This is a genomic window from Azorhizobium sp. AG788 (assembly GCF_943371865.1).
GTDB lineage: Bacteria > Pseudomonadota > Alphaproteobacteria > Rhizobiales > Xanthobacteraceae > Azorhizobium.
This window is the reverse complement of the sequence record NZ_CALRWL010000040.1, coordinates 34,348-58,544: the sequence shown is the minus strand read 5'-3', so window position 1 is coordinate 58,544 and position 24,197 is coordinate 34,348. Positions and strand designations below refer to the sequence as shown.

At 67.5% G+C, this 24,197-nt stretch carries 20 protein-coding genes; 16 read left to right on the top strand and 4 right to left on the bottom strand.

Annotated elements, in window-relative coordinates; genetic code table 11:
* Window positions 1–67 precede the first annotated feature (67 nt).
* From AAG816_RS20030 to AAG816_RS20020, 3 genes are all read right to left on the bottom strand, one after another.
* A complete protein-coding gene (locus tag AAG816_RS20030; protein ID WP_341991443.1) occupies window positions 68–3,145 on the bottom strand; it encodes an efflux RND transporter permease subunit in 3,078 nt (1,025 codons plus the stop codon).
* A 12-nt stretch (window positions 3,146–3,157) separates the two neighbouring features.
* On the bottom strand, window positions 3,158–4,279 hold the full coding sequence (locus tag AAG816_RS20025) for an efflux RND transporter periplasmic adaptor subunit (protein WP_341991442.1): 1,122 nt from the start codon (window positions 4,277–4,279) through the stop codon (window positions 3,158–3,160).
* A 91-nt stretch (window positions 4,280–4,370) separates the two neighbouring features.
* A complete protein-coding gene (locus tag AAG816_RS20020; protein ID WP_341991447.1) occupies window positions 4,371–5,885 on the bottom strand; it encodes an efflux transporter outer membrane subunit in 1,515 nt (504 codons plus the stop codon).
* A 166-nt stretch (window positions 5,886–6,051) separates the two neighbouring features.
* Between AAG816_RS20020 and AAG816_RS20015 the strand changes: the two genes are divergently transcribed.
* The 5 genes from AAG816_RS20015 (at window position 6,052) to hypF (ending at window position 13,171) form a co-directional block, all read left to right on the top strand.
* Window positions 6,052–6,753 carry a TetR/AcrR family transcriptional regulator gene (locus AAG816_RS20015; protein ID WP_341991441.1) on the top strand — a complete coding sequence of 234 codons (702 nt, stop codon included), beginning with the start codon at window positions 6,052–6,054 and terminating at the stop codon, window positions 6,751–6,753.
* Between the two features lie 108 nt (window positions 6,754–6,861).
* A complete protein-coding gene (locus AAG816_RS20010) occupies window positions 6,862–8,238 on the top strand; it encodes an ATP-binding protein (protein ID WP_341991440.1) in 1,377 nt (458 codons plus the stop codon).
* 70 nt (window positions 8,239–8,308) lie between these two features.
* Window positions 8,309–9,316, top strand: a complete 1,008-nt coding sequence (locus AAG816_RS20005; protein ID WP_341991439.1) for a HupU protein — start codon at window positions 8,309–8,311, stop codon at window positions 9,314–9,316.
* A complete protein-coding gene (locus tag AAG816_RS20000) occupies window positions 9,313–10,791 on the top strand; it encodes a nickel-dependent hydrogenase large subunit (RefSeq protein ID WP_341991438.1) in 1,479 nt (492 codons plus the stop codon). The genes AAG816_RS20005 and AAG816_RS20000 overlap by 4 nt, the downstream gene beginning before the upstream one ends.
* 7 nt (window positions 10,792–10,798) lie before the next feature.
* Complete coding sequence (gene hypF, locus AAG816_RS19995) at window positions 10,799–13,171, top strand: carbamoyltransferase HypF (protein WP_341991437.1); 2,373 nt, start codon at window positions 10,799–10,801, stop codon at window positions 13,169–13,171.
* 305 nt (window positions 13,172–13,476) lie between these two features.
* Here the strand turns inward: hypF and AAG816_RS19990 are convergent, their stop codons facing one another.
* Window positions 13,477–14,226 (bottom strand): hypothetical protein, encoded by a 750-nt coding sequence (locus AAG816_RS19990; RefSeq protein ID WP_341991436.1) that lies wholly within the window; start codon window positions 14,224–14,226, stop codon window positions 13,477–13,479.
* 502 nt (window positions 14,227–14,728) lie between these two features.
* Between AAG816_RS19990 and AAG816_RS19985 the strand changes: the two genes are divergently transcribed.
* The 11 genes from AAG816_RS19985 (at window position 14,729) to hypB (ending at window position 24,195) form a co-directional block, all read left to right on the top strand.
* Complete coding sequence (locus tag AAG816_RS19985; RefSeq protein ID WP_341991435.1) at window positions 14,729–15,844, top strand: hydrogenase small subunit; 1,116 nt, start codon at window positions 14,729–14,731, stop codon at window positions 15,842–15,844.
* Window positions 15,841–17,655: a nickel-dependent hydrogenase large subunit gene (locus tag AAG816_RS19980; RefSeq protein ID WP_341991434.1), complete on the top strand. Its 1,815-nt coding sequence runs from the start codon at window positions 15,841–15,843 to the stop codon at window positions 17,653–17,655. The genes AAG816_RS19985 and AAG816_RS19980 overlap by 4 nt, the downstream gene beginning before the upstream one ends.
* A gap of 9 nt (window positions 17,656–17,664) precedes the next feature.
* Window positions 17,665–18,429, top strand: a complete 765-nt coding sequence (gene cybH, locus AAG816_RS19975) for a Ni/Fe-hydrogenase, b-type cytochrome subunit (protein WP_341991433.1) — start codon at window positions 17,665–17,667, stop codon at window positions 18,427–18,429.
* 257 nt (window positions 18,430–18,686) lie between these two features.
* On the top strand, window positions 18,687–19,310 hold the full coding sequence (locus tag AAG816_RS19970; protein ID WP_341991432.1) for a HyaD/HybD family hydrogenase maturation endopeptidase: 624 nt from the start codon (window positions 18,687–18,689) through the stop codon (window positions 19,308–19,310).
* 3 nt (window positions 19,311–19,313) lie between these two features.
* Window positions 19,314–19,643 carry a HypC/HybG/HupF family hydrogenase formation chaperone gene (locus AAG816_RS19965; protein ID WP_341991431.1) on the top strand — a complete coding sequence of 110 codons (330 nt, stop codon included), beginning with the start codon at window positions 19,314–19,316 and terminating at the stop codon, window positions 19,641–19,643.
* Complete coding sequence (locus AAG816_RS19960) at window positions 19,643–20,089, top strand: hydrogenase (RefSeq protein WP_341991430.1); 447 nt, start codon at window positions 19,643–19,645, stop codon at window positions 20,087–20,089. Before AAG816_RS19965 ends, AAG816_RS19960 begins: the two co-directional genes overlap by 1 nt.
* A 10-nt stretch (window positions 20,090–20,099) precedes the next feature.
* A complete protein-coding gene (locus AAG816_RS19955; RefSeq protein ID WP_341991429.1) occupies window positions 20,100–20,945 on the top strand; it encodes a hydrogenase expression/formation protein in 846 nt (281 codons plus the stop codon).
* On the top strand, window positions 20,942–21,862 hold the full coding sequence (gene hybE, locus AAG816_RS19950; protein ID WP_341991428.1) for a [NiFe]-hydrogenase assembly chaperone HybE: 921 nt from the start codon (window positions 20,942–20,944) through the stop codon (window positions 21,860–21,862). The genes AAG816_RS19955 and hybE overlap by 4 nt, the downstream gene beginning before the upstream one ends.
* Window positions 21,859–22,812: a nickel-dependent hydrogenase large subunit gene (locus AAG816_RS19945; RefSeq protein WP_341991427.1), complete on the top strand. Its 954-nt coding sequence runs from the start codon at window positions 21,859–21,861 to the stop codon at window positions 22,810–22,812. Before hybE ends, AAG816_RS19945 begins: the two co-directional genes overlap by 4 nt.
* Before the next feature lies 1 nt (window position 22,813).
* Entirely contained in the window at window positions 22,814–23,155 is a 342-nt protein-coding gene (gene hypA / locus AAG816_RS19940; protein ID WP_341991426.1) for a hydrogenase maturation nickel metallochaperone HypA, read from the top strand.
* The gene (hypB, locus tag AAG816_RS19935; protein WP_341991425.1) at window positions 23,155–24,195 is read left to right on the top strand and encodes a hydrogenase nickel incorporation protein HypB; all 1,041 of its coding nucleotides are present in this window, start codon (window positions 23,155–23,157) and stop codon (window positions 24,193–24,195) included. Before hypA ends, hypB begins: the two co-directional genes overlap by 1 nt.
* Window positions 24,196–24,197: the final 2 nt, after the last annotated feature.

The following is a 24,197-nucleotide window of genomic DNA, read 5'->3' as shown; positions in this document are numbered from 1 at the left end:
GCCCGGCCCGCTCTTTTTCATCTCCCGACGCGGGCACCGCCAAAGGGCGACGCCCGCGCTGTTGCCTTCAGGTGGCGACCGCTTCTTCCGCCGCGACCGCAGGCGCATGGGGCACCCGCCGGGTGGCGATGAGCACGTAGGCGGCCGGCACCACATACAAGGTGAACAAGGTGCCGATGGCGAGGCCGGTGGCGATCACCAGGCCCAGATTGTAGCGCGAGGCGGCGCCCGCGCCCGAGGCGAAGATCAGCGGGATCACGCCCAGCACCATGGCGGCGGTGGTCATCAGGATCGGCCGCAGCCGGATGGTGGCCGCCTCCTGGATCGCCTCCCGCTTGGACTTGCCTTCATCCTGGAGCTCGTTGGCCACTTCCAGCATCAGGATGCCGTGCTTGCTGATCAGGCCCATCAAGGTGGTCAGCCCCACCTGGGTGTAGATGTTGATGCTCGCGCCGCCGATGCCGAGGCTGATGAAGATCAGCGCGCCGGCCAGCGACATGGGCACCGACAGCAGGATCACCACCGGATCGCGGAAGCTGTTGAACAGCGCCGCCAGCGACAGATAGATCACGATCAGCGCAAAGGCGAAGGTGGTGAGAAAGCCACCGCTCTCCTGCACGAACTGGCGCGAGGCACCGCCGAAGTCGATGGTATAGCCCGGCGGCAGGGTGCGCGCCGCCAGTTCCTGCAAGGCGGCGACCGCCTCGCCGGTGGAGACGCCCGGCGCCACCACGCCGGCCAGGGTCGCCGCATTGACCTGCTGGAAGTGGTTGAGCGATTCCGGCACCGCCTTGGTCTCGATGCGGGCCACGGTGGAAAGCGGCACCATCGTCCCGTCGCTGGTGCGGATGTAATAATCCAGCACCTGCGCGGTGTTCAGGCGCGCATCCTGCTTCACCTGCGGGATCACCTTGTAGGAGCGCCCGTCGAGGCTGAAGTAGTTCACATAGCCGCCGCCCAGCAGCGCCGAGAGCGCGCCGCCCACATTGCTCATGGTCAGCCCCAGGCGGGAGGTCTTGTCGCGGTCGATGACCACCGAGGCCTGAGGCTGGTCGATCTTCAGATCATTGTTCAGGAAGATGAACTGGCCGGTGGCCAGCGCATCCTGCATGAATTTGGCCGCCACCTCGTTCAGCTTCTCGAAGCCATCGCTGGTGCCGATCACGATCTGCATGGGCAGGCCGTTGGAGCCGGGCAGCGGCGAGGGCTGGAACGCGACGATGTTCTGCCCCGCCACCTGCCCCAGTTCCTGCTGGATCATCGGCTGCAACTTGGCCGTGGTGGCCTTGCGCTGGTCCCAGGGCTTCAGCACCCAGCCGGAGATGGTGGAGGAGGTGGTGTCGATCTGGAAGATGGTCTCGGTCTCGGGATGCTTGGCGAAGGTCTCGAACGTCTGGCGGCCGTAGAGCTTCTTCTGGTCCAAGGTGGCATTGGGCGCGGAGATGCTCTGGGACAGGATGATGCCCTGGTCCTCTTCCGGCGCCAGCTCGCTGCTGGCGGAGGTATAGAGCCAACCGATTGAGCACAGGACCAGCAGCGCGAACACCGTCACCACCGGCAGGGTATCGAGCGCCCCCGAAAGCGAGCGGGCATAGGCCTTGGTGATGCGGTTCATCACCCCGTCCACCGCCAGCACCATGCGCGATTCCAGATTGCCGCCCGCATGGTCCAATGGCTTGAGCATATGGGCGCTCATCATCGGGGTGAGGGTCAGCGCGATCACCGCCGAGATGGTCACCGCGCCCACCAGGGTGAAGGCGAACTCGGTGAACAGCGCGCCGGTGAGCCCGCCCTGGAAGCCGATGGGCACATAGACCGCGATCAGCACGATGGTCATGGCGATGATCGGCCCGGCCAGTTGCCGGGCGGAGAGATAGGCCGCCTCCAGCGGGGTCTTGCCCTCCTCCATGTGGCGATTGACGCTCTCCACCACGATGATGGCGTCGTCCACCACCAGGCCGATGGCCAGCACCAGCGCCAGCAGGGTCAGAAGATTGATGGAGAAGCCGAACGCCAGCATCATCAGGAAGGTGCCGATGAGCGACAAAGGAATGGCGATCACCGGGATCAGCACCGAGCGCCACGAGCCCAGGAAGGCGAACACCACCACGGTGACGATCAGCAGGGCTTCCACCAGGGTGTGTTCCACCTCCTCGATGGAGCTGTTCACGAAGTCGGAGCTGTCGTAGATGATGCCCATGGTCAGGCCATTGGGCAATTGCTTCTCGATGCCCGGCAGCGCCGCCCGCACGCCCTTGATCACGTCCAGCAGATTGGCGGACGGGGCGATCTGGATGCCGATATAGACCGACTGCTTGCCGTTGAAGCTGGTGGCGCTGTCGTAGTCGTCCGAGCCGAGCGTGACATTGGCCACGTCTTTGAGCCGCACGATGGCATCGCCCGACTGCTTGACCACCAGGTCCTCGAACTCCTTCACATTGTGCAGGCTGGTGGAGGCGGTCAGATTGACCTGCACCATCTGCCCCTTGGTGTTGCCGAGGCTGGCGATATAATCGTTATTGGCCAGCGCGGTGGAGACCTCCGAGGCGGTCACCCCATAGGCGGCGAGGCGGATGGGATCGAGCCAGGCGCGCATGGCGAACGTCTTGCTGCCCAGCAGCTCAGCCGTCTGCACCCCTTCCACCGCCTGCAGCTTGGGCTGCACCACGCGGATCAGATAATCGGTGATCTGGTTGCCATCCAGCACCTCGCTGAGAAAGCCGATGTACATGGCATCGATGGTCTGGCCGATCTTCACCGTCAGCACCGGCTGCTGCGCGCCGGAGGGCAGCTGGTTGAGCACCGAATTGACCTTGGTGTTGATCTCGGTGAGCGCCTTGCCGGAATCATAGTTCAGGCGAAGGTTGATGGTGATGGTGCTGGAGCTGGTGGCGCTGGTGGAGGTCATGTAGTCGATGCCGTTCGCCTGGGCGATGGCATTTTCCAGCGGCGTGGTGATGAAGCCCGCCACCACGTCCGGATCGGCGCCGGGATAGGTGGTGGTCACGGTGACGATGGCGTTCTGGGTGCGCGGATATTGCAGGATCGGCAGGGAGCTCATTGCCCGCAGGCCCAGCACCAGGATCATCAGGCTGACGACGATGGCCAGGACCGGCCGGCGGATGAAGATATCGGTGAACGACATGAGAGCCTCCGCTCAGCGATCGACAATGACGGGAGCGGCATCGTTGGTCGGCAGCGTCTTGTTGTTCACGGTGACGGCGGAGCCGTTGTGCAGCTTCATCTGGCCGGCCACCACCACGGTGTCGCCGGCCTTGATGCCGGAGGTCACGGCGATCTGGTCGCCGCGGGTCTCGCCGGTCTTCACGAACACCTGCTTGACCGCGAGCCCGGTGGCGCCGCCCTCTTTCTTCTCCACCAGGAAGACGATGTCGCCATAGGGATTGGCGGTGATGGCGGTCTGCGGCAGCGTCACCAGATCGGCGGGCGCGCCCACCGCCACGTTCACGGTGGCGAACATGCCCGGCGTCAGCCGGCGCTTGGAATTATCGAAGGCGGCCCGCACCTGCACATTGCGGGAGGCGGTGTCCACCTTGGGGTTGATGGCGGAGATGGTGCCTTCCAGCGCCTCGCCGGGGAAGGTATCGACGCCGGCGGTGACCTTCTGGCCCACCTTGATGTCGGCCAGAGCCTGCTGCGGCAGGAAGAAGTCGATGAAGATCGGGTCGAGCGACTGCAGCGTCACGATGGTGGTGCCGGCGCTGAGATACTGGCCCAGATCCACCGAGCGGATGCCCAGGCGCCCGGCGAAGGGGGCCTTCAGGGTCTTCTTGTCCACCACCGCCTGCTGCTCAGCCACCTGGGCCAGCGCCTTCTTGAGGTTGGCGGTGTCGCTGTCCACGGTGGCCTGGCTGACCGCGTGGATCTTCAATTGCTCCTGGTCGCGCTTCAGGGTGATGGCACTGATGTCCGCCGTCGCCTTCAGCGCCTCCAGATTGGCGATGTCGGAATCCGCGCGCAGCTGCAGCAGCACCTGGCCTTCCTTGGCCTCGTCGCCGGACTTGAAATTGAGGTCCGAGACGATGCCGGAAGCCTCCAGCGCCAGATCGGCGCCGCGCTCGGCGCGCACCGTGCCCACCGCCTTGATGGCGGTCTGCCAGGGCAGGGTCACCGCATCCATGGTGGCCACCGTCTGCGGCGGATCCTTCAGCGAGGCGAGCGCCTGCTTGATCATGGTGCCCTTGAACACCTGGAAGCCGTAAAGGGCCCCGAACACGACGCCGACCGCGATCAGCATCAATACCATGCGCTTTTTCATGCACGTCTCTCCTGGCGCCCCGCGGGGAGCCGGTCATGTCTGCGGATAGGGACCACGAAACCGGCCGGCGCGCGGCGCGCCGGCCATCCGGTCAGCGGTCGGAGAAATAGCCGGCGTCGGTGCGCGGGAAGGCCTGGGCGGTCTGGTCCACCCGGTTCCACCAGCCCCCGCCCAGCGCCTGGAACAGCGAGGCGGTGGAGGTGTAGCGGGAGGCCTGCGCCTTCACGCGGGCGATCACCGCCTGCTGATAATTCTGCTCGGAGGTCAGCACCGAGGGATAGGTCACCGCGCCCGCCAGATATTGGGTGCGCGAGATCTTCACGCTGTTCTGGGCGGCCTGCTCATAGGCCAGCTGCGCCTTGAGGGTCTGGGCATCCGCCTGGATCGCCCGCAGCGCATCGGCCACGTCCTTGAAGGCGGTGAGCACGGTGCTCTTGTAGTTGGACCAGGCCTGCTCCTGGCTGGCGATGGCGGCTTCCTTGGTGTGGAACAGCGTGCCGCCGTCCAGCACCGTCTGGCTCACGCTGGCGGCCGCGCTCCAGGCGGCATTGCCGGGCGAGAACAGGCTGCCCGCCGTCAGGCTGTTGCGGGCGTAGCTGCCGCTCAGCGACACCTGCGGCAGCATGTTGGCGACGTTGACGCCGACATTGGCGGTGGCCTTGTGCAGGCTGGCCTCGGAGGCGCCGATGTCCGGGCGCTGGCGCACCAGGGCCGAGGGCACGCTCACCGGCAGGTCCTTCGGCAAGGTCAGGCTGGCGAGCGTCACATGCTCGCCGCGATCCTCGCTAGGCAGGCGGCCGAGATAGGCCATGAGCTGATTGCGCTGCTGGGCGAGCTGCTTCTGCAACGGGGGCAAGGTGGCCTGGGTCTGGGCCAGGTTCGATTGCTGCGACAGCACGTCCGACTGGGCCACGGCGCCCAGCTCGAACTGCTTCTGGATCAGGGTGAGCTGTTCCTGCTCGGACTTGATGATGTCGTTGGTGGCGTCGATCTGGGCGCGCAGCGAGGCATCGGTGATGGCCGCGGTCACCACATTGGCGGTGAGGCTGAGATAGGTCGCCTCCAGCTGATACTGCTGGTAGTCGGCCTGCGCCTGCAACGACTCCACCTGCCGGCGGGTGCCGCCCCACACGTCCAAAGCGTAGGACACGCTGACCTGGGAATTATACAGCGTGTAGGGGTTATAGCCGGAGGTGCTGCTGGGCAGGCCCGAGGTGGCCGGCGCCGACTGTTGGCGGGTGGAGGAGCCACCGGCGGAGACCTGGGGAAACAGCGCCCCCTCCTCCGCCAGCACATTCTCCCGCGCCGCGCGCAGCGCGGCCTGGGCGGAGGCGATGTCGGGATGGTTGCGGATCGCTTCCTGCACGAAGGCATCGATCTGCTTGTTGCGGAACACCCGCCACCATTCGCCCGGCAGATCGCGGCCGGGGGAGAATTTCTGCGCCGTTCCGGCATGGACATCGGAGGCGGTGGTGGCCGCCGGCGCGCCTTCGGGCAGATAACCGGTCACGGCCGGAGAGGGCGGCGCGGCAAAATCCGGCCCGACCATGCAGCCGTGCAGCACCAGCATGGAGGCTGTCACCGACAGCAACCGCAGGCGCGCCATGACGTTGCGGGAACGGGGCTGCGCAAAACGATGTCCGGACAAGGGACGCTCCAGAATTTAGACCGAACCGTATAGTTCGATTGCAGACTGATAAAAACCGCCCCACATTGAGTCAAGACAAAACTGAACGGTTCGGTATAATTCGGACGGATGGTGGGGACCACACATGACTGAACACGCGCAACAGGTGCTGCCCGGCAGCGCCGTGGGGGATGGGACCGCGCCGGCCCGCCCCTCCACGCTGCGGAAGGTGCAGCAGATCTTCGACGCCGCGCGGACGGTGTTCCTGGAATTCGGCTATGACGCCTCCAGCATGGAGGTCATCGCCAAGCGGGCCGGTGTCTCCAAAGCCACCGTCTATGCCCACTTCACCAACAAGGAAGACCTGTTCGAAGCCATGATCCGGCAGGAATGCCAGGGCATTGCCGACGGCATCTACCAGCCAGACGCCAATAGCGAGGATCTGGCCGGGGAGTTGCGCAAGATGGCCCGCAACGTCACCGCCTTGTTCGCGGGCGGCGATGGGCTGGCGGTCTACCGCATCCTGGTGCCGGTGGCGCCGCGCTTCCCGCGCCTGGGCGAGGTGTTCTATGCGGAAGGTCCGCTCTCCGGCCGGGAGAATTTCGCTGAATTCCTGCGACTGGCCCACCAGCGCGGTCGGCTGAAAATCCCCAACCCGACCCTGGCGGCGGAGCAGTTCATGTCCCTGATCCGCGGCGATCTGGCCCTCGATGCCATGCTGCTGGTGGCGCCGCGCCCGCAAGAGGAGGTGGAGGCGCTGATCGAAGGCGGCATCGCCGTGTTCCTCAATGCCTACCGGGCCGACCCGGCGCCGCAATCCACAGGCGGGCCGCAACCGCCGCACTGATCCCCACCGCCGCAACCGCACCGCCGCCCGCTCCGATGAGCAGTTGGCGTTGCGCCGCCGCAGGGCTTAACATCGGCACCCCATCCGCAGCCCCGGTGCAGCGCCGTCATGTCCGCACGCAGCCAGAAGGACCTTGCACCGCCGCCCCATGCGGCAGCGCTGCTGCTGGACGGCGCCGGCCCGGCCGGCGCGGAAGCCGAACAGGCCTGGATCGCCGTCATCCGCAAGATGGACGAGACCTATGCGGAACTGGTGGCCCAGCAGGTGGAGCTGGAAACCAAGAATGACGCGCTGGAGGAGGCCCAGGCCTTCATCGCCGGCGTCATGGCCTCCATGACCGACGTGCTGATCGCCTGCGACCTCACCGGGCAGATCGAGCAGGTGAACATGGCCGCCGAGCGCCTGTTTGGCCGCGCCGCCAGCGCCCTGCTGGACCTGAAGCTGGCGGACCTTTTGGCCCCGGACAGCCCCACCGGCTTTGCCGACATCCTGGCCACCGTCGCCAAGCGCCAGCGCATCGTCGATCGCGACTTTGCCTTCCTCACCCCCGAGGGCGCCTTGCCGGTCTCGGTCAATGGCGCCATCCGGTTCGATTCCCGCGGGCGCGCCGTGGGGCTGGTGCTCACCGGCCGGCCCATGGGCGAATTGCGCAAGGCCTATAGCGATCTGGCCGCCGCCCATGAGCGCCTGAAGCAGACCCAGCAGCAATTGATCCAGGCGGAGAAGATGGCCTCGCTCGGCCGGCTGGTGGCCGGGGTCGCCCATGAGCTGAACAATCCCATCTCCTTCGTCTATGGCAATGCCCATGCCATGCAGCGCTATGGCGAGCGGCTGATCACTTATCTCGACGCTTTGCACGATGCCCCCGCGCCCGGTGCTGTGGCCGCGCTGCGCACCGAGCTGAAGATCGACCGCACCGTGGCGGATCTCGCCCCCACCATCGCCGGCATGCTGGAAGGCGCCGAGCGGGTGCGCGACATCGTCGCCGATCTGCGCCGCTTCTCCTCCGACCGCAAGGAAGCCTGCGAGCCGGTGGACCTGGGCGCCCTGGTGCGCTCCGCCCTGGATTGGGTGGCCAAGGCCCGTGCGCCGGAGGTGGAGACCAGCCTCACCCTCGCCGATGAGCTGGACGTGATCGGCCATCCCGGCCATCTGCACCAGGTGATGATGAACCTCATTCAGAACGCGGTGGACGCCATGGACGGGCGCCCCGTGCGCCGGCTGGAGATCACCGGCCACATCCGCGCCGGGCGGGTAGTGGTGGCGGTGCGCGACACCGGCCCCGGCATTCCGCCCGAGATCGCCTCGCGCATCTTCGACCCCTTCTTCACCACCAAGCCGGTGGGCAAGGGCACCGGGCTTGGGCTCTCCATCAGCTACCGCATCGTCCAGGAGCATGACGGCACGCTGGAGGCGAGCAACCATCCCGATGGCGGCGCCATCCTCACCTTGAGCCTGCCCGCCGCCTGGGGAGAACGGCCATGAGCGCCCACCGCCTTCCGGATGCACAGGCGTGCCGCCGTTCCGCGCGGCCGGCCTTACTGAGCATAAGATCATGAGTCGCCCGTTCAACATCCTCTGGCTGCAATCGGGCGGCTGCGGCGGCTGCACCATGTCGCTCCTGTGCGCTGAAGCCCCCGACCTCATCACCACCTTCGCCAGCGCTGGCATTCAGATGCTCTGGCACCCCAGCCTCTCGGAAGAGAGCGGCGCCGAGGCGCTGGCGATCTTCGCGCAGGTGCGCTCCGGCGCGGTGCGGCTCGATGCCTTGTGCGTGGAGGGCTCCCTGCTGCGCGGGCCGAACGGCACCGGGCGGTTCCATGTGCTGGCCGGCACCGGCCGCCCCACCATCGAGTGGGTGCGCGAACTGGCGGAACTGGCCGAGCATGTGGTGGCAGTGGGCACCTGCGCCGCATTCGGCGGCATCACCGCCGCCGGCAGCAACCCCGCCGATGCCTGCGGGCTGCAATATGACGGCCGCCGCCCCGGCGGGGCCTTGGGCGCGGGCTTCCGCAGCCGGGCCGGTATGCCAGTGATCAATATCGCCGGCTGCCCTACCCATCCGGACTGGATCACCGAGACCCTGATGCTGCTCAGCGCCGGCCTGCTGGGCGAGAAGGATCTGGATGTCTATCGCCGGCCGCGCTTCTATGCCGACCATCTGGTCCACCACGGCTGCTCGCGCAACGAATATTATGAGTACAAGGCCAGCGCCGAGAAGCTCTCGGATCTCGGCTGCATGATGGAGCATCTGGGCTGCCTCGGCACCCAGGCGCACGCCGACTGCAATACCCGCGCCTGGAATGGCGAGGGCTCCTGCACCCGCGGCGGCTATGCCTGCATCAATTGCACCGCCCCCGAATTCGAGGAGCCGGGCCATCCGTTCATGGAAACCCCGAAGGTGGCCGGCATTCCCGTGGGCCTGCCCACCGACATGCCCAAGGCCTGGTTCATCGCTCTGTCGTCGCTGGCCAAGGCCGCCACCCCGGAGCGGCTGCGGCGCAATGCGGTGAGCGACCATGTGGTGCTGCCGCCCACGGTGCGGGACATCAAGCGCCGATGACCCGCCCTGAAAGCCCGGGCGCGGAGACCACCACCCGCCTCATCGTCGGCCCGTTCAACCGCGTGGAAGGCGACCTGGAAGTGCGCCTGGAAGTGGCCAATGGCGCGGTGGCGGCGGCCTATGTCTCCTCGCCCTTGTTCCGCGGCTTCGAGCGCATCCTGGAGGGGCGCGACCCGTTCGATGCGCTGGTGATCGCCCCGCGCATCTGCGGCATCTGCTCGGTGTCGCAATCCCAGGCGGCGGCGCTGGCGCTGGCGGGCGTGCAAGGGCTGGTGCCGACGCCCAATGGCCAATGGGCCACCAACCTCATGGTCGCCACCGAGAATGTGGCCGACCACCTCACCCATTTCCATCTGTTCTTCATGCCCGACTTTGCTCGCGCCGCCTATGCGGACCGGCCCTGGTTCCCCCAGGCGGAGGCCCGCTTCAAGGCCGGCCAAGGCACCAGCGCCCGCCGCATGATGGAGGCGCGCGCCACCTTGATGCACATCCTCGGCCTCTTAGCCGGGCGCTGGCCGCACACGCTGGCCCTCCAGCCCGGCGGCGTGACCCGGCGGGCGGAGGCGCGCGACACCATGCGCCTGCTGGCGACGCTGGGCGCCGTGCGCGCGGCGCTGGAGGAGCGCCTGTTCGGCGCGCCTTTGGAGCGGGTGGCCGCCTTGGCCGAGCGCAGCGAGCTGGAAGCCTGGCGCGCCCACGGCCCGGACGGCGATTTCCGCCTGTTCCTGGAGATCGCCGCCGATCTCGGCCTCGAGCGCATGGGCCGGGCCTATGACGCTTTTCTCAGCTATGGCGCCTACCCCTCCCCCGACGGCCCGCTCTATGCCGCCGGGCGGTTCGAGGCGGGCAGCCTGCGCCCCGTTGATCCCATGCTCATCACCGAAGACCACACCTTCGCCCGCATGGAAGACCGGGCGCGCCCGCACCATCCGTTCGCCGGCACCACCATTCCCGACGGCCTGGACGAGACCGGCTACACTTGGTGCAAGGCGCCGCGCCTGGAGGGCCGGCCGTTCGAGACCGGCGCCCTGGCGCGGCAGGTGATCTCCGGCCAGCCTTTGCTGTGCGATCTGGTGGCGCGTGGCGGCGGCAACGTCTTCTCCCGCGTCATCGCCCGGCTGGTGGAGACCGCTTGCACCCTGATCGCCATGGAAGGCTGGGTGCGGGCGCTGCAGCCGGACGGCCCCTGGTGCGCGCAAGGGCAGATGCCGGCGCAGGGCCAAGCCGCCGGCCTCACCGAGGCGGCGCGCGGGGCACTGGGCCATTGGCTGCAGGTGGAAGGCGGCAAGATCGCCCGCTACCAGATCATCGCCCCCACCACCTGGAATTTTTCCCCGCGCGATGCGGCGGGCCTGCCCGGCCCGCTGGAAGCTGCGCTGGTGGGCGCGGTGGTCCGGCCCGGCGAAACGACGCCGCTCAGCGTGCAGCATATCGTGCGCTCGTTCGATCCCTGCATGGTCTGCACGGTGCATTGAGCGCGCCATGAGAACGCCCATGGACGGGGTCGAGATCATGGTGCGCGGCATCGTCCAGGGGGTGGGCTTCCGCCCCTTCGTCTGGCGCCTCGCCCAGCGCTTCGCCTTGCGCGGCAGCGTCGGCAATGTGGGCGACGCCGTGCGCATCCATGCGGGCGGCCCGCCCGATGCGCTCGACGCCTTCATTACAGCCTTGCGCGCGGAGGCGCCGGTGCTGGCGCGGGTGGAGGACATCGTTCGCCAGCCGGCGCCCCTGCCCGCGGCGGGGCCGTTCGTCATCGCAGCCAGCGCGGCGGGGGCGGTGTCGGTGGGCATCGTGCCGGACATGGCCACCTGCCCCGCCTGCCGGGCCGAGATCGCCGATCCCGCCGCGCGGCGGTTCGGCTATGCCTTCACCAATTGCACCGATTGCGGCCCACGCTTTTCCATTGTCACCGGCCTGCCCTATGACCGGCCCCGCACCACCATGGCCGCCTTCCCGCTCTGCCCGGCCTGCCAGCGCGACTATGACGACCCCACCGACCGCCGCTTCCACGCCCAGCCCATCGCCTGCCCGGCGTGCGGCCCGCATCTGACCTGGACATCGCTGATCGCTGACTCAGTAACACCCGCCGATGATGCGGCCTGCATCGCCTTGGCCGCAGAGTGGCTGACGGGGGGCCGGATCGTGGCGATCAAGGGCATCGGCGGCTTTCACATCGCCTGCGACGCCACCAGCGAGCCGACGGTATCCGAACTGCGTCGTCGCAAGCACCGCCCCACCAAGCCTTTGGCGCTGATGGTGGCGGACCTTTCCGCCGCGCAGGCTTTGTGCCAGGTCTCGCCCGATGAGGCGGAGGCGCTCACCGACCCGTCCGCCCCCATCGTGCTGTTGCGCCGCCGCGCCGATGGCCCGCTGGCCCCCGCCGTGGCGCCGGGCCAGAGCCGCATCGGCATCATGCTGGCCTATGCGCCGCTGCATCATCTGCTGCTGGCGCAGATCCCCGGCCCGCTGGTGATGACCTCCGCCAACCGCGCGAGCGCCCCGCAGATCTTTCGCGATGCCGACGCCCGCCCCGGCCTGGAGGGCATCGTCGATGCGCTCCTCGGCCACAATCGGCCCATCGCCCGCCGGCTGGAGGATGCGGTGGTGCAAGTGAGCGACGGCCGTCCCCGCGTGCTGCGGCGCGGACGCGGGCAGGCGCCGCGCCCGCTGGATTGGCCGGTGGATTTCGCCGCCGCCCCGCCGGTGCTGGCGCTGGGCGGTGATCTGAAGAGCGCCTTCTGCCTCAGCCATGGAAGCAAGGCGCTGCTCACCCACCATCTGGGCGATCTCGACACCCCGGCGGTGGAGGAGGAGTTTTCCGCCACGCTGGCCGATTATGCCGCTTTGTTCGCCCACACCCCCGCCGCCGTGGCCGTGGATCTGCACCCCGGCTATCGCGCCACCGCCTTTGGCACCGCGTTTGCGGAGGCGCACGGCCTGACGCTGATCGAGGTGCAGCACCACCATGCCCATATCGCCGCCACGCTGGCGGAAGCGGGCTGGCGACGCGAGGCCGGGCCGGTGGTGGGCATCGCCCTGGACGGCCTGGGCCTGGGCGATGACGGCACGCTGTGGGGCGCCGAAATCCTCATCTGCGACTATGTCGCCAGCCGCCGCATGGCGCGGCTGAAGCCCATCCCCCTGGCCGGCGGCGATGCGGCCAGCCGGGAGCCCTGGCGGGTGCTGCTGGCGCATCTGGACGCGGCACTGGGGCCGCAGGGCTGGTCACCCGCGGACCTGCCCCCGGGCGTGTTCGCGGACAAGCCGCTGGCCACGGTGCGGGCGATGATCGCCAAGGGGCTGAACGCGCCTCTGGCCAGTTCCGCCGGGCGGCTGTTCGATGCCATGGCGGCGCTACTGAGCCTGGCGCCGGACGTGCTCAGCTTCGAGGGCGAAGCGGCCCTGGCGCTGGAAGCCTGCGCCGATGCAGGCGCGAAGGACGGCCGCGCGCAGGCCTATCCCTTCGCTTTGTCCCAGGCCGGCGACCTGCTGGACTTGGACCCCGCCCCGCTCTGGCGCGCGGCGCTGGCGGATCGGGCGGCGGGGGTTGCCGCCCCGCTCTGCGCCGCCCGCTTCCATGCGGGGGTAGCGCAGGCGTTCACGGACGCGGCGGCGCAGATAGCGCAGGCGGCGGGGCTTTCCACCGTCGCCCTGTCCGGCGGCGTGTTCCAGAACGCCCGCTTGCTGGACGGGGTAAGCCAGCGCCTGCGGGCCGCCGGCCTCGCGGTGCTGACACCCGCGCAGGTCCCCGCCAATGACGGCGGCCTCGCCTTCGGTCAGGCGGCGGTGGCGGCGGCACGGCTGCTGCACGCCGCTGAAATGGGATGTGAGCCACTTCCACCGCCGCAAGGATGATCGGCATCGCGCCAGCGCCCGCACCGGGGCGTTGCTCCCGGCTTCTGGCCGTTTCACCCCCCTCCCCTCCCTCCCCCGCAAGGGGGGAGGGGGTTATCGGGCGCGGGCGGCACCGACAGCGCCCACCTCACACGCGGCGGCAATGCGCTTGATATTGACGCCTGTCATCACGCGAACCAGTGCCACCCCGCGGTCGGCGCCCCTCCCCCCGTGCGGGGGAGGGTTGGTGAGGGGGGTGAAACGGCCGGAGCCAAGGGCGCCGCATGGCTCACCTTATGAACCCAAACGACTCGCGCTATCGCCCATCACATATCCGCCAAATATTCCGTTTTAACAGAAGATATAAAGCTAACCAATTCGGCAAGCTGACCAGCATTATTGTAAACTTTCGCGATTCCGCTTCCATCATGATCCCAATACACCTTCCCCTCCTTATTTGAAATCGTAAACTGACCAAGCTGATAAGTTCCATCATTCTGCTTAGATAGTATATTTCCAGAAATATTAAACCCATCTTCTTCCATTCTAGACTGCAACGTACCGAGATCTCGGCCAACCATCGCCTGATATGCCCCTTGCCTGTCCAGATAATCCTGTGTCTGCTTCACAATTTTAGACAGCCGCGCCTTCTCGACAGGATCTTTCGTCGTTTCAATCAGAGCGCGTCGTTCATTCATTTGCTCGACGACTCCGTCCTTTGTCGTAATAAAATGGTTGTATACGGAAAGACTCAAGGGCATTCCGGCTATACTGGAAACGGTCATGATCGAGCCAGATGCTCCACTGCTGGCGGACGCACCTTCCGCGACCTTTGCAATATCACCGGACGTCTTAGACGATTCGGCCACGTCAACCTCAGAGGCCTCCGAACTCTCGATCCACGCCTGCGTCGCCGCACTGGCCCCTTGGAGGCGCGCGGAACTGGCGTCGGCTTTCATCTGATGGATCTGGTCGATGATGGCATCGACGGCGGTGGTGTCCGCCGTGGCGGCGCTGCCGCTTGGCTTCTGGAACAGCGACAGCACAGTGTAGGACGGCCCAACGCTCGCGACCATAAGTCCCTCCTGAGAGGAGGAGCCGCGCCGCACCTCATGTGCGCATAGGCCCAAACGGGAGGCCAACCTCATGTCGGCCCGAGGGACTGCAAAAACTAGATGGCTTGAAATGCAATTAACCTAAGGGAAAGACTAGCAAAATCCCCTTCGAGCCACAAGCAGGGTCATCCCACATGTCCCTCTGCGCGCCCTGTCCGCCGCGATTCCCCATGGTCAAAGGCGATCCGTGGATGTGATGGCGCTCAAGCCTGCGGCGCTGCACGCCCCTTGTCAGCCCGGCGACGATGAACCCAGGGGTGAGCCATCGCTTCCCCCGCCTCCCGGTCACACGCTTTCCGCCCCCGCTGGAAACCGGCCTCCCACTTTCCGCTCCCAGCATCACCCCTCCCCGCGCAAACCCTGACCCTGGAACGGTTCCAGTCTCTGGCACGCCCGTTGCTGAGGAAGCTTGAGCGCATCGCCTCGACGCGGGCGCGAGGGCACACCACCGGGAGGATGCCGCATGGCCGGCCTGGAAACATTTTATGACGTCATGCGCCGGCAGGGCATCACCCGCCGCTCGTTCCTGAAATACTGCTCACTCACCGCCGCGGCGCTCGGCCTCGGCCCGGAGATGGCGCCGCAGATCGCTTATGCCATGGAGACCAAGCCCCGCCTGCCGGTGCTGTGGCTGCACGGGCTGGAATGCACCTGCTGCTCGGAAAGCTTCATCCGCTCCGCCCATCCCTTGGTGAAGGATGTGGTGCTGTCCATGATCTCGCTGGATTATGACGACACCCTCATGGCTTCGGCCGGGCATCAGGCGGAAGCCATCCTCGATGAGGTGATGACCAAATATAAGGGCAATTACATTCTCGCCGTGGAAGGCAATCCGCCGCTCAATGAAGACGGCATGTATTGCATCATCGGCGGCAAGCCGTTCGTGGACCAGTTGAAGAAGGTGGCCAAGGACGCCAAGGCCATCATCTCCTGGGGCTCCTGCGCCTCCTATGGCTGCGTGCAGGCGGCGCGGCCGAACCCCACCCGCGCCACGCCGGTGCATGAGGTGATCTTCGACAAGCCGATCATCAAGGTGCCGGGCTGCCCGCCCATCGCCGAGGTGATGACCGGCGTCATCACCTACATGCTCACCTTCGACCGCATTCCCGAGCTGGACCGCCAGGGCCGGCCGAAGATGTTCTATTCCCAGCGCATCCACGACAAATGCTATCGCCGCCCGCATTTCGATGCCGGCCAATATGTGGAAGCGTTCGACGACGAGGGCGCCCGCAAGGGCTATTGCCTCTACAAGATGGGCTGCAAAGGCCCCACCACTTACAACGCCTGTTCCACCGTGCGCTGGAACGACGGCGTCTCGTTCCCGATCCAGGCCGGCCACGGCTGCATCGGCTGCTCGGAGGACGGCTTCTGGGACAAGGGCTCCTGGTATGCCCGCCTCTCGGACATCAAGGGCCAGGGCTTCGGCATCGAGGCCAATGCGGACCAGATCGGCCTCGCCGCTGCCGCCGCCGTGGGCGGCGCCGTGGCGGTGCATGCGGCGGTGAGCGCGCTCAAGCGCGCCCAGCACAAGGGTGACAATGGTGCCTCCAATGGCACCGGCACGGGAGGCGACCAGTGACCATTCTGACCCCCAACGGCTTTTCGCTGGACACCGCCGGGCGCCGCATCGTCGTCGATCCGGTCACCCGCATCGAAGGCCACATGCGCTGCGAAGTGAATGTGGACGCCAACAATGTGATCCGCAACGCCGTCTCCACCGGCACCATGTGGCGCGGGCTGGAGGTGATCCTCAAGGGCCGCGACCCGCGCGACGCCTGGGCGTTCGTGGAGCGCATCTGCGGCGTGTGCACCGGCTGCCACGCGCTCACCTCGGTGCGGGCCGTTGAGGATGCACTCAATATCAAGATCCCCAACAATGCCTTCCTGATCCGCGAGATCATGGCCAAGGTGCTGCAGTGGCACGACCATGTGGTCCATTTCTACCATCTGCACGCGCTGGACTGGGTCAACCCGGTCAATGCGCTGAAAGCCGATCCCAAGGCAACCTCGGCCTTGCAGCAGGCCATTTCCGACCATTCCAAGTCGTCGCCCGGCTACTTTCGCGATGTGCAGAACCGGCTGAAGAAGTTCGTGGAAAGCGGCCAGCTGGGCATCTTCAAGAACGGATACTGGGACAATCCCGCCTATAAATTGCCGCCTGAGGCGGATCTGCTGGCGGTGACCCATTATCTGGAAGCGCTGGATTTCCAGCGCGAGATCGTCAAGGTCCACACCATCTTCGGCGGCAAGAACCCGCATCCCAATTATATGGTGGGCGGGGTGCCGTGCGCCATCAATATGGAAGGCGACATGTCGGCGGGCGCGCCGCTGAACATGGAGCGGCTCAACTTCGTCAAGCTGAAGCTGCAAGAGGCCTATGAATTCTCCAAGAATGTCTATGTGCCGGACGTGATCGCCATCGCCAGCTATTACAAGGGCTGGCTCTATGGCGGCGGGCTGTCCGCCACCAATGTGATGGACTATGGCGATTACGAAGCCATCCAGGGCCAGAAATCCACCGACCGGCTGCCGGGCGGGGTGATCCTCAATGGCAATTGGGACGAGGTTCTGCCCATCGATCCGCGCGATCCCGAGCAGGTGCAGGAGTTCGTCACCCACTCCTGGTACAGCTACGGCGCCGGCAACAATGACAAGGGCCTGCATCCCTGGGACGGCATCACCGAGCCGAACTATCAGCTCGGACCGGCCGCCAAGGGCACCAAGACCAATATCGAGGCGGTGGACGAGGCCGCCAAATACAGCTGGATCAAGGCCCCGCGCTGGCGCGGCAATGCGGTGGAGGTGGGCCCGCTCGCCCGCTATGTGCTGGCCTATGCCAAGGGCGTGCCTTATGTGAAGGGGCAGGTGGACGAGGCGCTGGGGCGGTTCAACACCCTGGCCGGCACCAATTTCACCCCCAAGCAGGCGCTGCCCACCACCATCGGACGGACGCTGGCCCGGGCGCTGGAGGCGCATTATTGCGCCGAGATGATGCTGACCGATTTCGACAATCTGATCGCCAACATCAAGGCCGGCGACAGCACCACCGCCAATGTGGCCAAATGGGACCCTTCCACCTGGCCGAAGGAAGCCAAGGGCGTGGGCACGGTGGCCGCGCCCCGCGGCGGTCTTGGTCACTGGATCAAGATCAAGGACGGGCGGATCGAGAATTACCAGTGCGTGGTGCCCACCACCTGGAACGGCGGGCCGCGCGATCCCAAGGGCAATATCGGCGCGTTCGAGGCGTCCCTCATGAACACGCCCATGGAGCGCCCGGACGAGCCGGTGGAGATCCTGCGCACCCTGCACTCGTTCGACCCGTGCCTGGCCTGTTCCACCCATGTGATGGCGCCGGGCGGCGAGGAACTCGCCCGCGTCACCGTGCGATAGGGGGGCGCCATGGCTAACACCTCTTCGGATGCCTCCCTCGGCCCCACCGCGGCGCCCCGCGTCCCTCCGGCGGGCGATCCCCCGCCGGTGCGCGGCTGGCAGAAGCTGACCACGGTCTATGTCTATGAAGCCCCGGTGCGGCTGTGGCACTGGGTCAATGCGCTGTCCATCGTGGTGCTGTGCATCACCGGCTATCTCATCGCCTCGCCGCTCCCGACCCTGTCGGGGGAGGCCAGCGCCCATTACCAGATGGGGATCATCCGGTTCTTGCACTTCTCGGCCGCCTATATCTTCGCCGTGGGCTTCCTGGGGCGGATCGCGTGGGCGTTCATGGGGAATAAATACTCCCGCGAACTGTTCACCTTCCCGTTCTGGCGCGCCAGCTTCTGGCGCGGGCTGATCATCGAGGTGAAGTGGTACGCGTTCCTGAAACCCCGGCCGCTGAAATTCATCGGCCACAATCCGCTCGCCCAGTTGTTCATGTTCTGGGTGATGGTGGTGGGCGGGGTGTTCATGATCGCCACCGGCTTTGCGCTCTATTCCGAGGGCGAGGGGCTGGGCAGCTGGCAGGACAGACTGTTCGGCTGGATCATCCCGCTGTTGGGCGGGAGCATGCAGGTGCATACGCTGCATCACATCGGCATGTGGGTGTTCATCCTGTTCGTGATCATCCATGTCTATTCGGTGATCCGCGAGGACATCATGTCCCGCCAGTCCATGATCTCCGCCATGACCAACGGATCGCGCTCGTTCCGGGACGACGATCCGGAGTGAACGGCCCTCGCGGTCCGACGATCCAGGCGCGGCTTCGGCCGCGCCTTTTCTTTTGGAAGGAACCCTTCCAAAATTGCCACAAGATGTAAGCTTGCCTTCCGCTCTGTCTGGCGCGTCCTGGACAGCGCCGGCACAAATCCATTGCCAGCGCACAATCGGCGCCGCACGGCCAAGCTGGCACGGCTTTTGAATTGGAGAGGTTCGAAAAAGCGCGGCACCAGACCGCCTCGGGAGCCCTCCAAGGAGACAGGCGTCGCATGACCGACGATCGCATCCTCGTGCTCGGCATCGGCAACATCCTGTGGGCGGATGAAGGGTTCGGCGTGCGCGTGGTCGAGGCCCTCGACCGCGCCTATCTCATGCCCGACCATGTGACGCTGCGCGACGGCGGCACCCAGGGGCTCTATCTGCTGCCGCTGCTGGAAGATGCCGACGTGGTGGTGCTGCTGGATGCGGTGGATTACGGCCTGCCCCCCGGCACCCTGCATCTGGTCAATGATGCCGACGTGCCGGCCATCCTCGCCACCCGCAAGCTCTCTTTGCACCAGACCGGCTTCCAGGAAGTGCTCGGCCTGATGCAATTGCGCGGCTACATGCCCCGCGCCCTGCGCCTGGTGGGGGTGCAGCCGCATACGCTGGATGATTACGGCGGCGGCCTCACCCCTCTGGTGGCCGCCCAGGTGGAGCCGGCGGTCGCCCATGTGGTGCGGCTGCTGCGGGAGGAATTTGCCACCACCCTTGCCCCCCGCACCGGCAGCGAGCCGCAGGCGCTCGCCCCCGCCGTCACCCGCGCGGCCTATGAGGCCGGGCGCCCCAGCGCGGCGGAGGCGTGCCGCATCGGTGATGCGCGGGTGCTGGCGCGCGGCACCGAGGGGATCTGAGCCATGTGCGTCGGCATCCCCATGCGCATCGAGAGCCGCTCCGGCGACTGGGCTGAGTGCCTGGGCGCGGATGGCGTGGTGCGCGTGGATCTGGCCCTGGTGCCGCAGGCCCAGGCCGGCGACCATGTGCTGGTCTTCCTCGGTGCCGCGCGCAGCCTGCTGGAGGCGGAAGAAGCCGCGCTCATTACCAAGGCCCTGGCCGCCGTGTCCGCGGTCATGTCCGGCACGGCGGACGCCGGGGCTTTGGACGCCGCCTTCGCCGATCTCGATCGCCCGCCCCAGCTCCCCCCTCATCTGGCAGCGGCCCTGGCGGCCGGCCGCACGGAGGCCTGATGACCCAGACTTTGCCCCCAGACACACTTGCCCCCGAAATCACCGCGTCCGCGCCCGCCGCACCCGCCTTGCATCCTCTTGTGCAACGGCTCATCGACGCCAATGGCTATGCCTATGTGGAAGCGCTGAACGCAGCTCCGGCCACGCCCCGCGACCTGCTGCTGTTCCTCCCGGCTTATGGCAAGGCGCATCTGGAAACCCCCGACATCGCGGTGGTGCTGCCGGAACTGGTGAAGGCGCTCGATGCCGGGCGCGGCACCCTGTCCGGCGCCGTCGCTGCCCCCGCCACCGAAGCGGCCCTGCGTCAATCGCTGCAACTGGCTTTGCCCGCCATCGTGGTGCTGCGCGACGGCGTGGCCGTGGGCTCCATCGCCCGCATGCGCGATTGGGATGAATATCTCGCCCGGCTCGGCGCGCTGCTCGCCGCTCCTGCCGCCAGCCACTGAGGATCGTGCCATGCCGCCGCTCTCCATCGCCTTTCCCCCGGTCGGCTTCGGCCCCGGCAGCCAGCCCGCCGACAGTGAGGATGGCTTGAGCTATCTGCCCATGCCGTCCGGCATGCGCACCTATGAGCCGCATCTGCCGGAGGTGGAGGACAAGGAGCGCCTCGCCCCCGCCTTCACCGCTCTGGAGCGGGTGCTGGATGCCCTGAACCGCTGGGTGCCCGGCAGCCACGACAGCGTGTCCATCAGCGGTTTCGACGCCGCCAATCGGGCCCTGGTGGATGAGGCCCTGGGCGAAGGCGAAGTGGCGGTGCGGGTCACCGGCGGCGGCAGTCCGCTGGAGATTCAAGAGGCCACCTTCGCCGGCGTGTGGCGGGTGCGCGGCGCCGATGGGGTGGATCGTATCGAAGTGGGGGCCTTCCCGCGCGGGGCGCTGCTGCGGGCGTTTCCGTCCCATTGGGATATTGATCGCACGAACATTTCCCTGCCCCGCCCCGGCGTGGTCAATGCCCCGCCGATCCTGGCCGAGATCGCCCACCGCACCACGGCGCGGCTGCCGGGCACCCCGGCCCATGTGATCAATTTTTCCTTGCTGCCGCACACGCCCGAGGATCTGGCGCTGATCGACGAGACCCTCGGGCAGGGCGGGCTCACCATCCTGTCGCGCGGCTATGGCAATTGCCGCATCGAGGCGGCGGCGCGGCGCGATGTCTGGCGGGTGCGGTTTTATAATTCCACCGATGCGCTGATCCTCGACACGCTGGAAATCACCGACCTGCCGGAAGTGGCCTGCGCCGCCCCCGAGGATATCGCCGACAGCGCCGAGCGCCTCACCGAAGTGCTGGAGGCGATGCGGTGACCGCCGCTTTGCGCTTTGAAGGCTCGTTCCGCGGCAGCGCGGGCACGCTTCCTCCCGCCACCCGGCTGGAATGCAAGGTGTGCTGGCACGTCTATGATCCGGCGGAGGGCTGCGACGTGTGGCAGGTGCCCGCCGGCACCCCGTTCACCCACCTGCCGGACCATTGGCGCTGCCCGGTGTGCGACGGCGCCCGCGATCAGTTCATGGTGCTGGACGGCGGCACGGCGCCGAGCCCGGAGCCGGAAGCCCCCGCGCTCGACCCCCGCCTGCTGGAAATCGTCAAGACCGCCCCCGGCCGGCTGGAGGCCGCGTTCCGCGAGATCCATGTGGGCCAGATGCGCGGCGTGCCCATTCTCAACGAAGTCTTGGCGGTGAAGGCGCTGGGGTTTCGGGTGCATGAGGGCCGGGTGCTGGGCATGCTTATCACCCCCTGGTTCATGAATCTGGTGCTGCTGCCGGGGCCGGATGAGGATTGGTCGCGCCTCGTCACCGGCGCCAAGGAGCTGATCGCCTTCCCCTCCGGTGTGTACGAATTCCTCGGCGCCAACCGGGCGGATGTGGGGCCGTACAAAGCCTGCTCGCTATTCTCGCCCATGTTCGATTTCCCCAACATGCTGCAAGCCACCGACACCGCCCAGGCGGCCCTGGTGGCGTTGTTCGATCCCGCGAACCGCGAGCCCGGCGCCCCCACCGGCGAGATCCGCCGCCGCCGCGAGGCGGAACTGGCGGCGATCGAGGCGGCTGAGGCAGCGGCTGAGGGCGCGGAAGCCGTGCCCGGTGCGCCCGTCCCCGCCGAGGCCCCGGTCGCAGCGGACACCGCGCCCGTCCTGCCGCCGCTGTCGCCGGTGCCCTCGCGCCGGGAACTGATCTTCCGCACCAGTGCCGCGCCCGCCCGCTCCGAGCCGGCCGCGTCATGACCCTCGCCCCGGCGCCCGCGCTCCCCTCGCCCGCCGTGGCCGGCCCCCTGGGCTTTGCCGCCGCGCCGGGCGAGGATGCGGGCCGCTGGATGGTGGGGCGCACGCCCACGGAGGGGGCGCAGGTGCTGCCCCGCGTGTTCAATCTGTGCGCCGCCGCCCATCACGCCGCCTGCCTCGGCGCCCTCGGCCTTCCCGCTGCGCCGGACGAGGCGGCCATGCAGCTGGAGACCGTGCGCGACCAGGGCGTGGCGCTGTTCCACACCTGGCCGACCCTGCTGGGCCTGGAGCCGGACCGCGGCGCCCTCAAGCTGCTGGCGGCGCCCGATGCCGCCGCCTTGGCCGCCCGCCTGGATACGGACGACCTCCCGGCCTTTTCATTGGCCGATCTCGACCTATGGCTGGAGGCGGGCACCACCGGCTCCGCCCGGGTGCTGCGGCAGATCCGCGATCGGATCGACCCCGCCTGGGGCCGGGCCGCTCTGCCGCCGTTGCAACTGACGGATCTGGATGCGGCCTTGGCGGCGCCCGGCGCCCCCGCCCAGCGGGAGACCACCGCGCTGGAGCGGGTGCGCACCGCCCCGCTGATGACCGCTTTGCTGGCCCATGAGGGGCCGAGCCTGTTCACCCGGCTGATGGCGCGGGTGGTGGATCTGCTGTGGGCGGCCTCAGATCACTCTGCCCTGCCGCTCAGCGGCCTCACCCGTCAGGGCGCCGGTTTTGCCCAGGCGGCGCGCGGCCTGCTGGTGCATGGGGCGCAGGTGGAGGGAGAGCGCATCCGCTTTTATCGCGTCCTCTCCCCCAGCGCCTGGAATCTGGCGCCGGACGGATTGCTCGCCCGCATGCTGGCGGCCTTGCCGTCGCGGCGCGAGACGCCGATGCTGGCGCAGCTTGCCGCGTGCGCCGTCAATCCCTGCGTCCCGGTAACCTTCAGCTTTGGTGCGGGGGCCTGACATGCACGAGATGGCGATCTGCGAAAGCCTGCGCGATGCCATGGAAGACGCCGCCAAGGCGCAGAATTTTTCCCGCGTCACCCGCGTGCGCCTGGCCATCGGCGCCTTCGCCGGCGTCGAGGTGGAGGCGCTGCGGTTCGGCTTCGACGTGGTGATGCGCGGCTCCCTGGCCGAGGGCGCCGATCTGGTGGTGCTGGAAGAGAGCGGCACCGCCTGGTGCTTCGACTGCAACGACACGGTGCCTTTGGCCCGGCGGCTCGATCCCTGCCCGGTGTGCGGCGGCGAACGGCTGCTGCCCAACAGCGGCACGGACATGAAGATCAAAGACCTGGAGGTCATGTGATGTGTGTCACCTGCGGCTGCGGCAGCGATGCCGTGACAGTCTCCGGCCCCGGCGCGGGCGACGCGCGCACGACCCTCGGCGGTCCTGAGCACGGGCACGCGCATGGTCACGATCATGGCCACACCCATGAGCATGGGCACGCCCATCCCCACGACCACGATCATCCGCACGGCCATGACCATGGGCACGACCACGATCACGCCCATGGGGCGGGGCACGGGCATGACCACGCCCACAGCCACGATCACGACCATGGTCATCAGCACGCCGCCGCGCCTGTGCCCGAGCGCTCCCATGCCCCCGGCCTCGATGCCAAGCGCATGGTGGAGCTGGAGCAGAACATCCTGGCCAAGAATGACGGCCTCGCCACGGAAAACCGCGCCCATCTGGCGCGCGGCGGCCTGTTCGCTCTGAACCTCCTGGCCGGCCCCGGCGCCGGCAAGACCACCTTGCTGGTGGAGACCTTGAAGGCGCTGAATGGGCGTATCCCCGCCGCCGTCATCGAGGGCGACCAGCAGACCTCGAATGATGCCGACCGCATCCGCGCTGTCGGCGTGCCGGCGGTGCAGATCAACACCGGCAAGGGCTGTCATCTGGACGCCCATATGGTCGGCCACGCTTTGGACCGGCTGCCGCTGCCGCCGGGGGGCATTCTGTTTATCGAGAATGTGGGCAATCTGGTCTGCCCCGCCGCCTTCGATCTGGGCGAGGACCAGCGCGTCACCTTGCTCTCGGTCACCGAGGGCGAGGACAAGCCGCTGAAATATCCCGATATCTTCCAGGGCGCCCATGTGGTGCTGCTGACCAAGGCCGACCTCTTGCCGCATCTGGACGTGGATGTGGACGCCATCATCGCCAATGTGCGGCGGATCAATCCCACCGCCACCATCCTCACCGTCTCCTCCCGCTCCGGCGCCGGCATGGCGGCCTGGCTCGGCTGGCTGGAGGCCGCCCGCCGCACCCGGCTGGAGACGCTGGCGGCGGCGGCGGATGCCCGTGCCCAGGCCCTGCGCGGCGCCCTCACTCTGGCGGCGGAATAGCC

Coding starts and splice junctions, on each gene's coding strand:
- AAG816_RS20030 (WP_341991443.1), bottom strand. CDS start 3,145: ATGTCGTTCACCGATATCTTCATCCGCCGGCCGGTCCTGGCCATCGTC.
- AAG816_RS20025 (WP_341991442.1), bottom strand. CDS start 4,279: ATGAAAAAGCGCATGGTATTGATGCTGATCGCGGTCGGCGTCGTGTTC.
- AAG816_RS20020 (WP_341991447.1), bottom strand. CDS start 5,885: ATGGCGCGCCTGCGGTTGCTGTCGGTGACAGCCTCCATGCTGGTGCTG.
- AAG816_RS20015 (WP_341991441.1), top strand. CDS start 6,052: ATGACTGAACACGCGCAACAGGTGCTGCCCGGCAGCGCCGTGGGGGAT.
- AAG816_RS20010 (WP_341991440.1), top strand. CDS start 6,862: ATGTCCGCACGCAGCCAGAAGGACCTTGCACCGCCGCCCCATGCGGCA.
- AAG816_RS20005 (WP_341991439.1), top strand. CDS start 8,309: ATGAGTCGCCCGTTCAACATCCTCTGGCTGCAATCGGGCGGCTGCGGC.
- AAG816_RS20000 (WP_341991438.1), top strand. CDS start 9,313: ATGACCCGCCCTGAAAGCCCGGGCGCGGAGACCACCACCCGCCTCATC.
- hypF (WP_341991437.1), top strand. CDS start 10,799: ATGAGAACGCCCATGGACGGGGTCGAGATCATGGTGCGCGGCATCGTC.
- AAG816_RS19990 (WP_341991436.1), bottom strand. CDS start 14,226: ATGGTCGCGAGCGTTGGGCCGTCCTACACTGTGCTGTCGCTGTTCCAG.
- AAG816_RS19985 (WP_341991435.1), top strand. CDS start 14,729: ATGGCCGGCCTGGAAACATTTTATGACGTCATGCGCCGGCAGGGCATC.
- cybH (WP_341991433.1), top strand. CDS start 17,665: ATGGCTAACACCTCTTCGGATGCCTCCCTCGGCCCCACCGCGGCGCCC.
- AAG816_RS19970 (WP_341991432.1), top strand. CDS start 18,687: ATGACCGACGATCGCATCCTCGTGCTCGGCATCGGCAACATCCTGTGG.
- AAG816_RS19965 (WP_341991431.1), top strand. CDS start 19,314: ATGTGCGTCGGCATCCCCATGCGCATCGAGAGCCGCTCCGGCGACTGG.
- AAG816_RS19960 (WP_341991430.1), top strand. CDS start 19,643: ATGACCCAGACTTTGCCCCCAGACACACTTGCCCCCGAAATCACCGCG.
- AAG816_RS19955 (WP_341991429.1), top strand. CDS start 20,100: ATGCCGCCGCTCTCCATCGCCTTTCCCCCGGTCGGCTTCGGCCCCGGC.
- AAG816_RS19945 (WP_341991427.1), top strand. CDS start 21,859: ATGACCCTCGCCCCGGCGCCCGCGCTCCCCTCGCCCGCCGTGGCCGGC.
- hypA (WP_341991426.1), top strand. CDS start 22,814: ATGCACGAGATGGCGATCTGCGAAAGCCTGCGCGATGCCATGGAAGAC.
- hypB (WP_341991425.1), top strand. CDS start 23,155: ATGTGTGTCACCTGCGGCTGCGGCAGCGATGCCGTGACAGTCTCCGGC.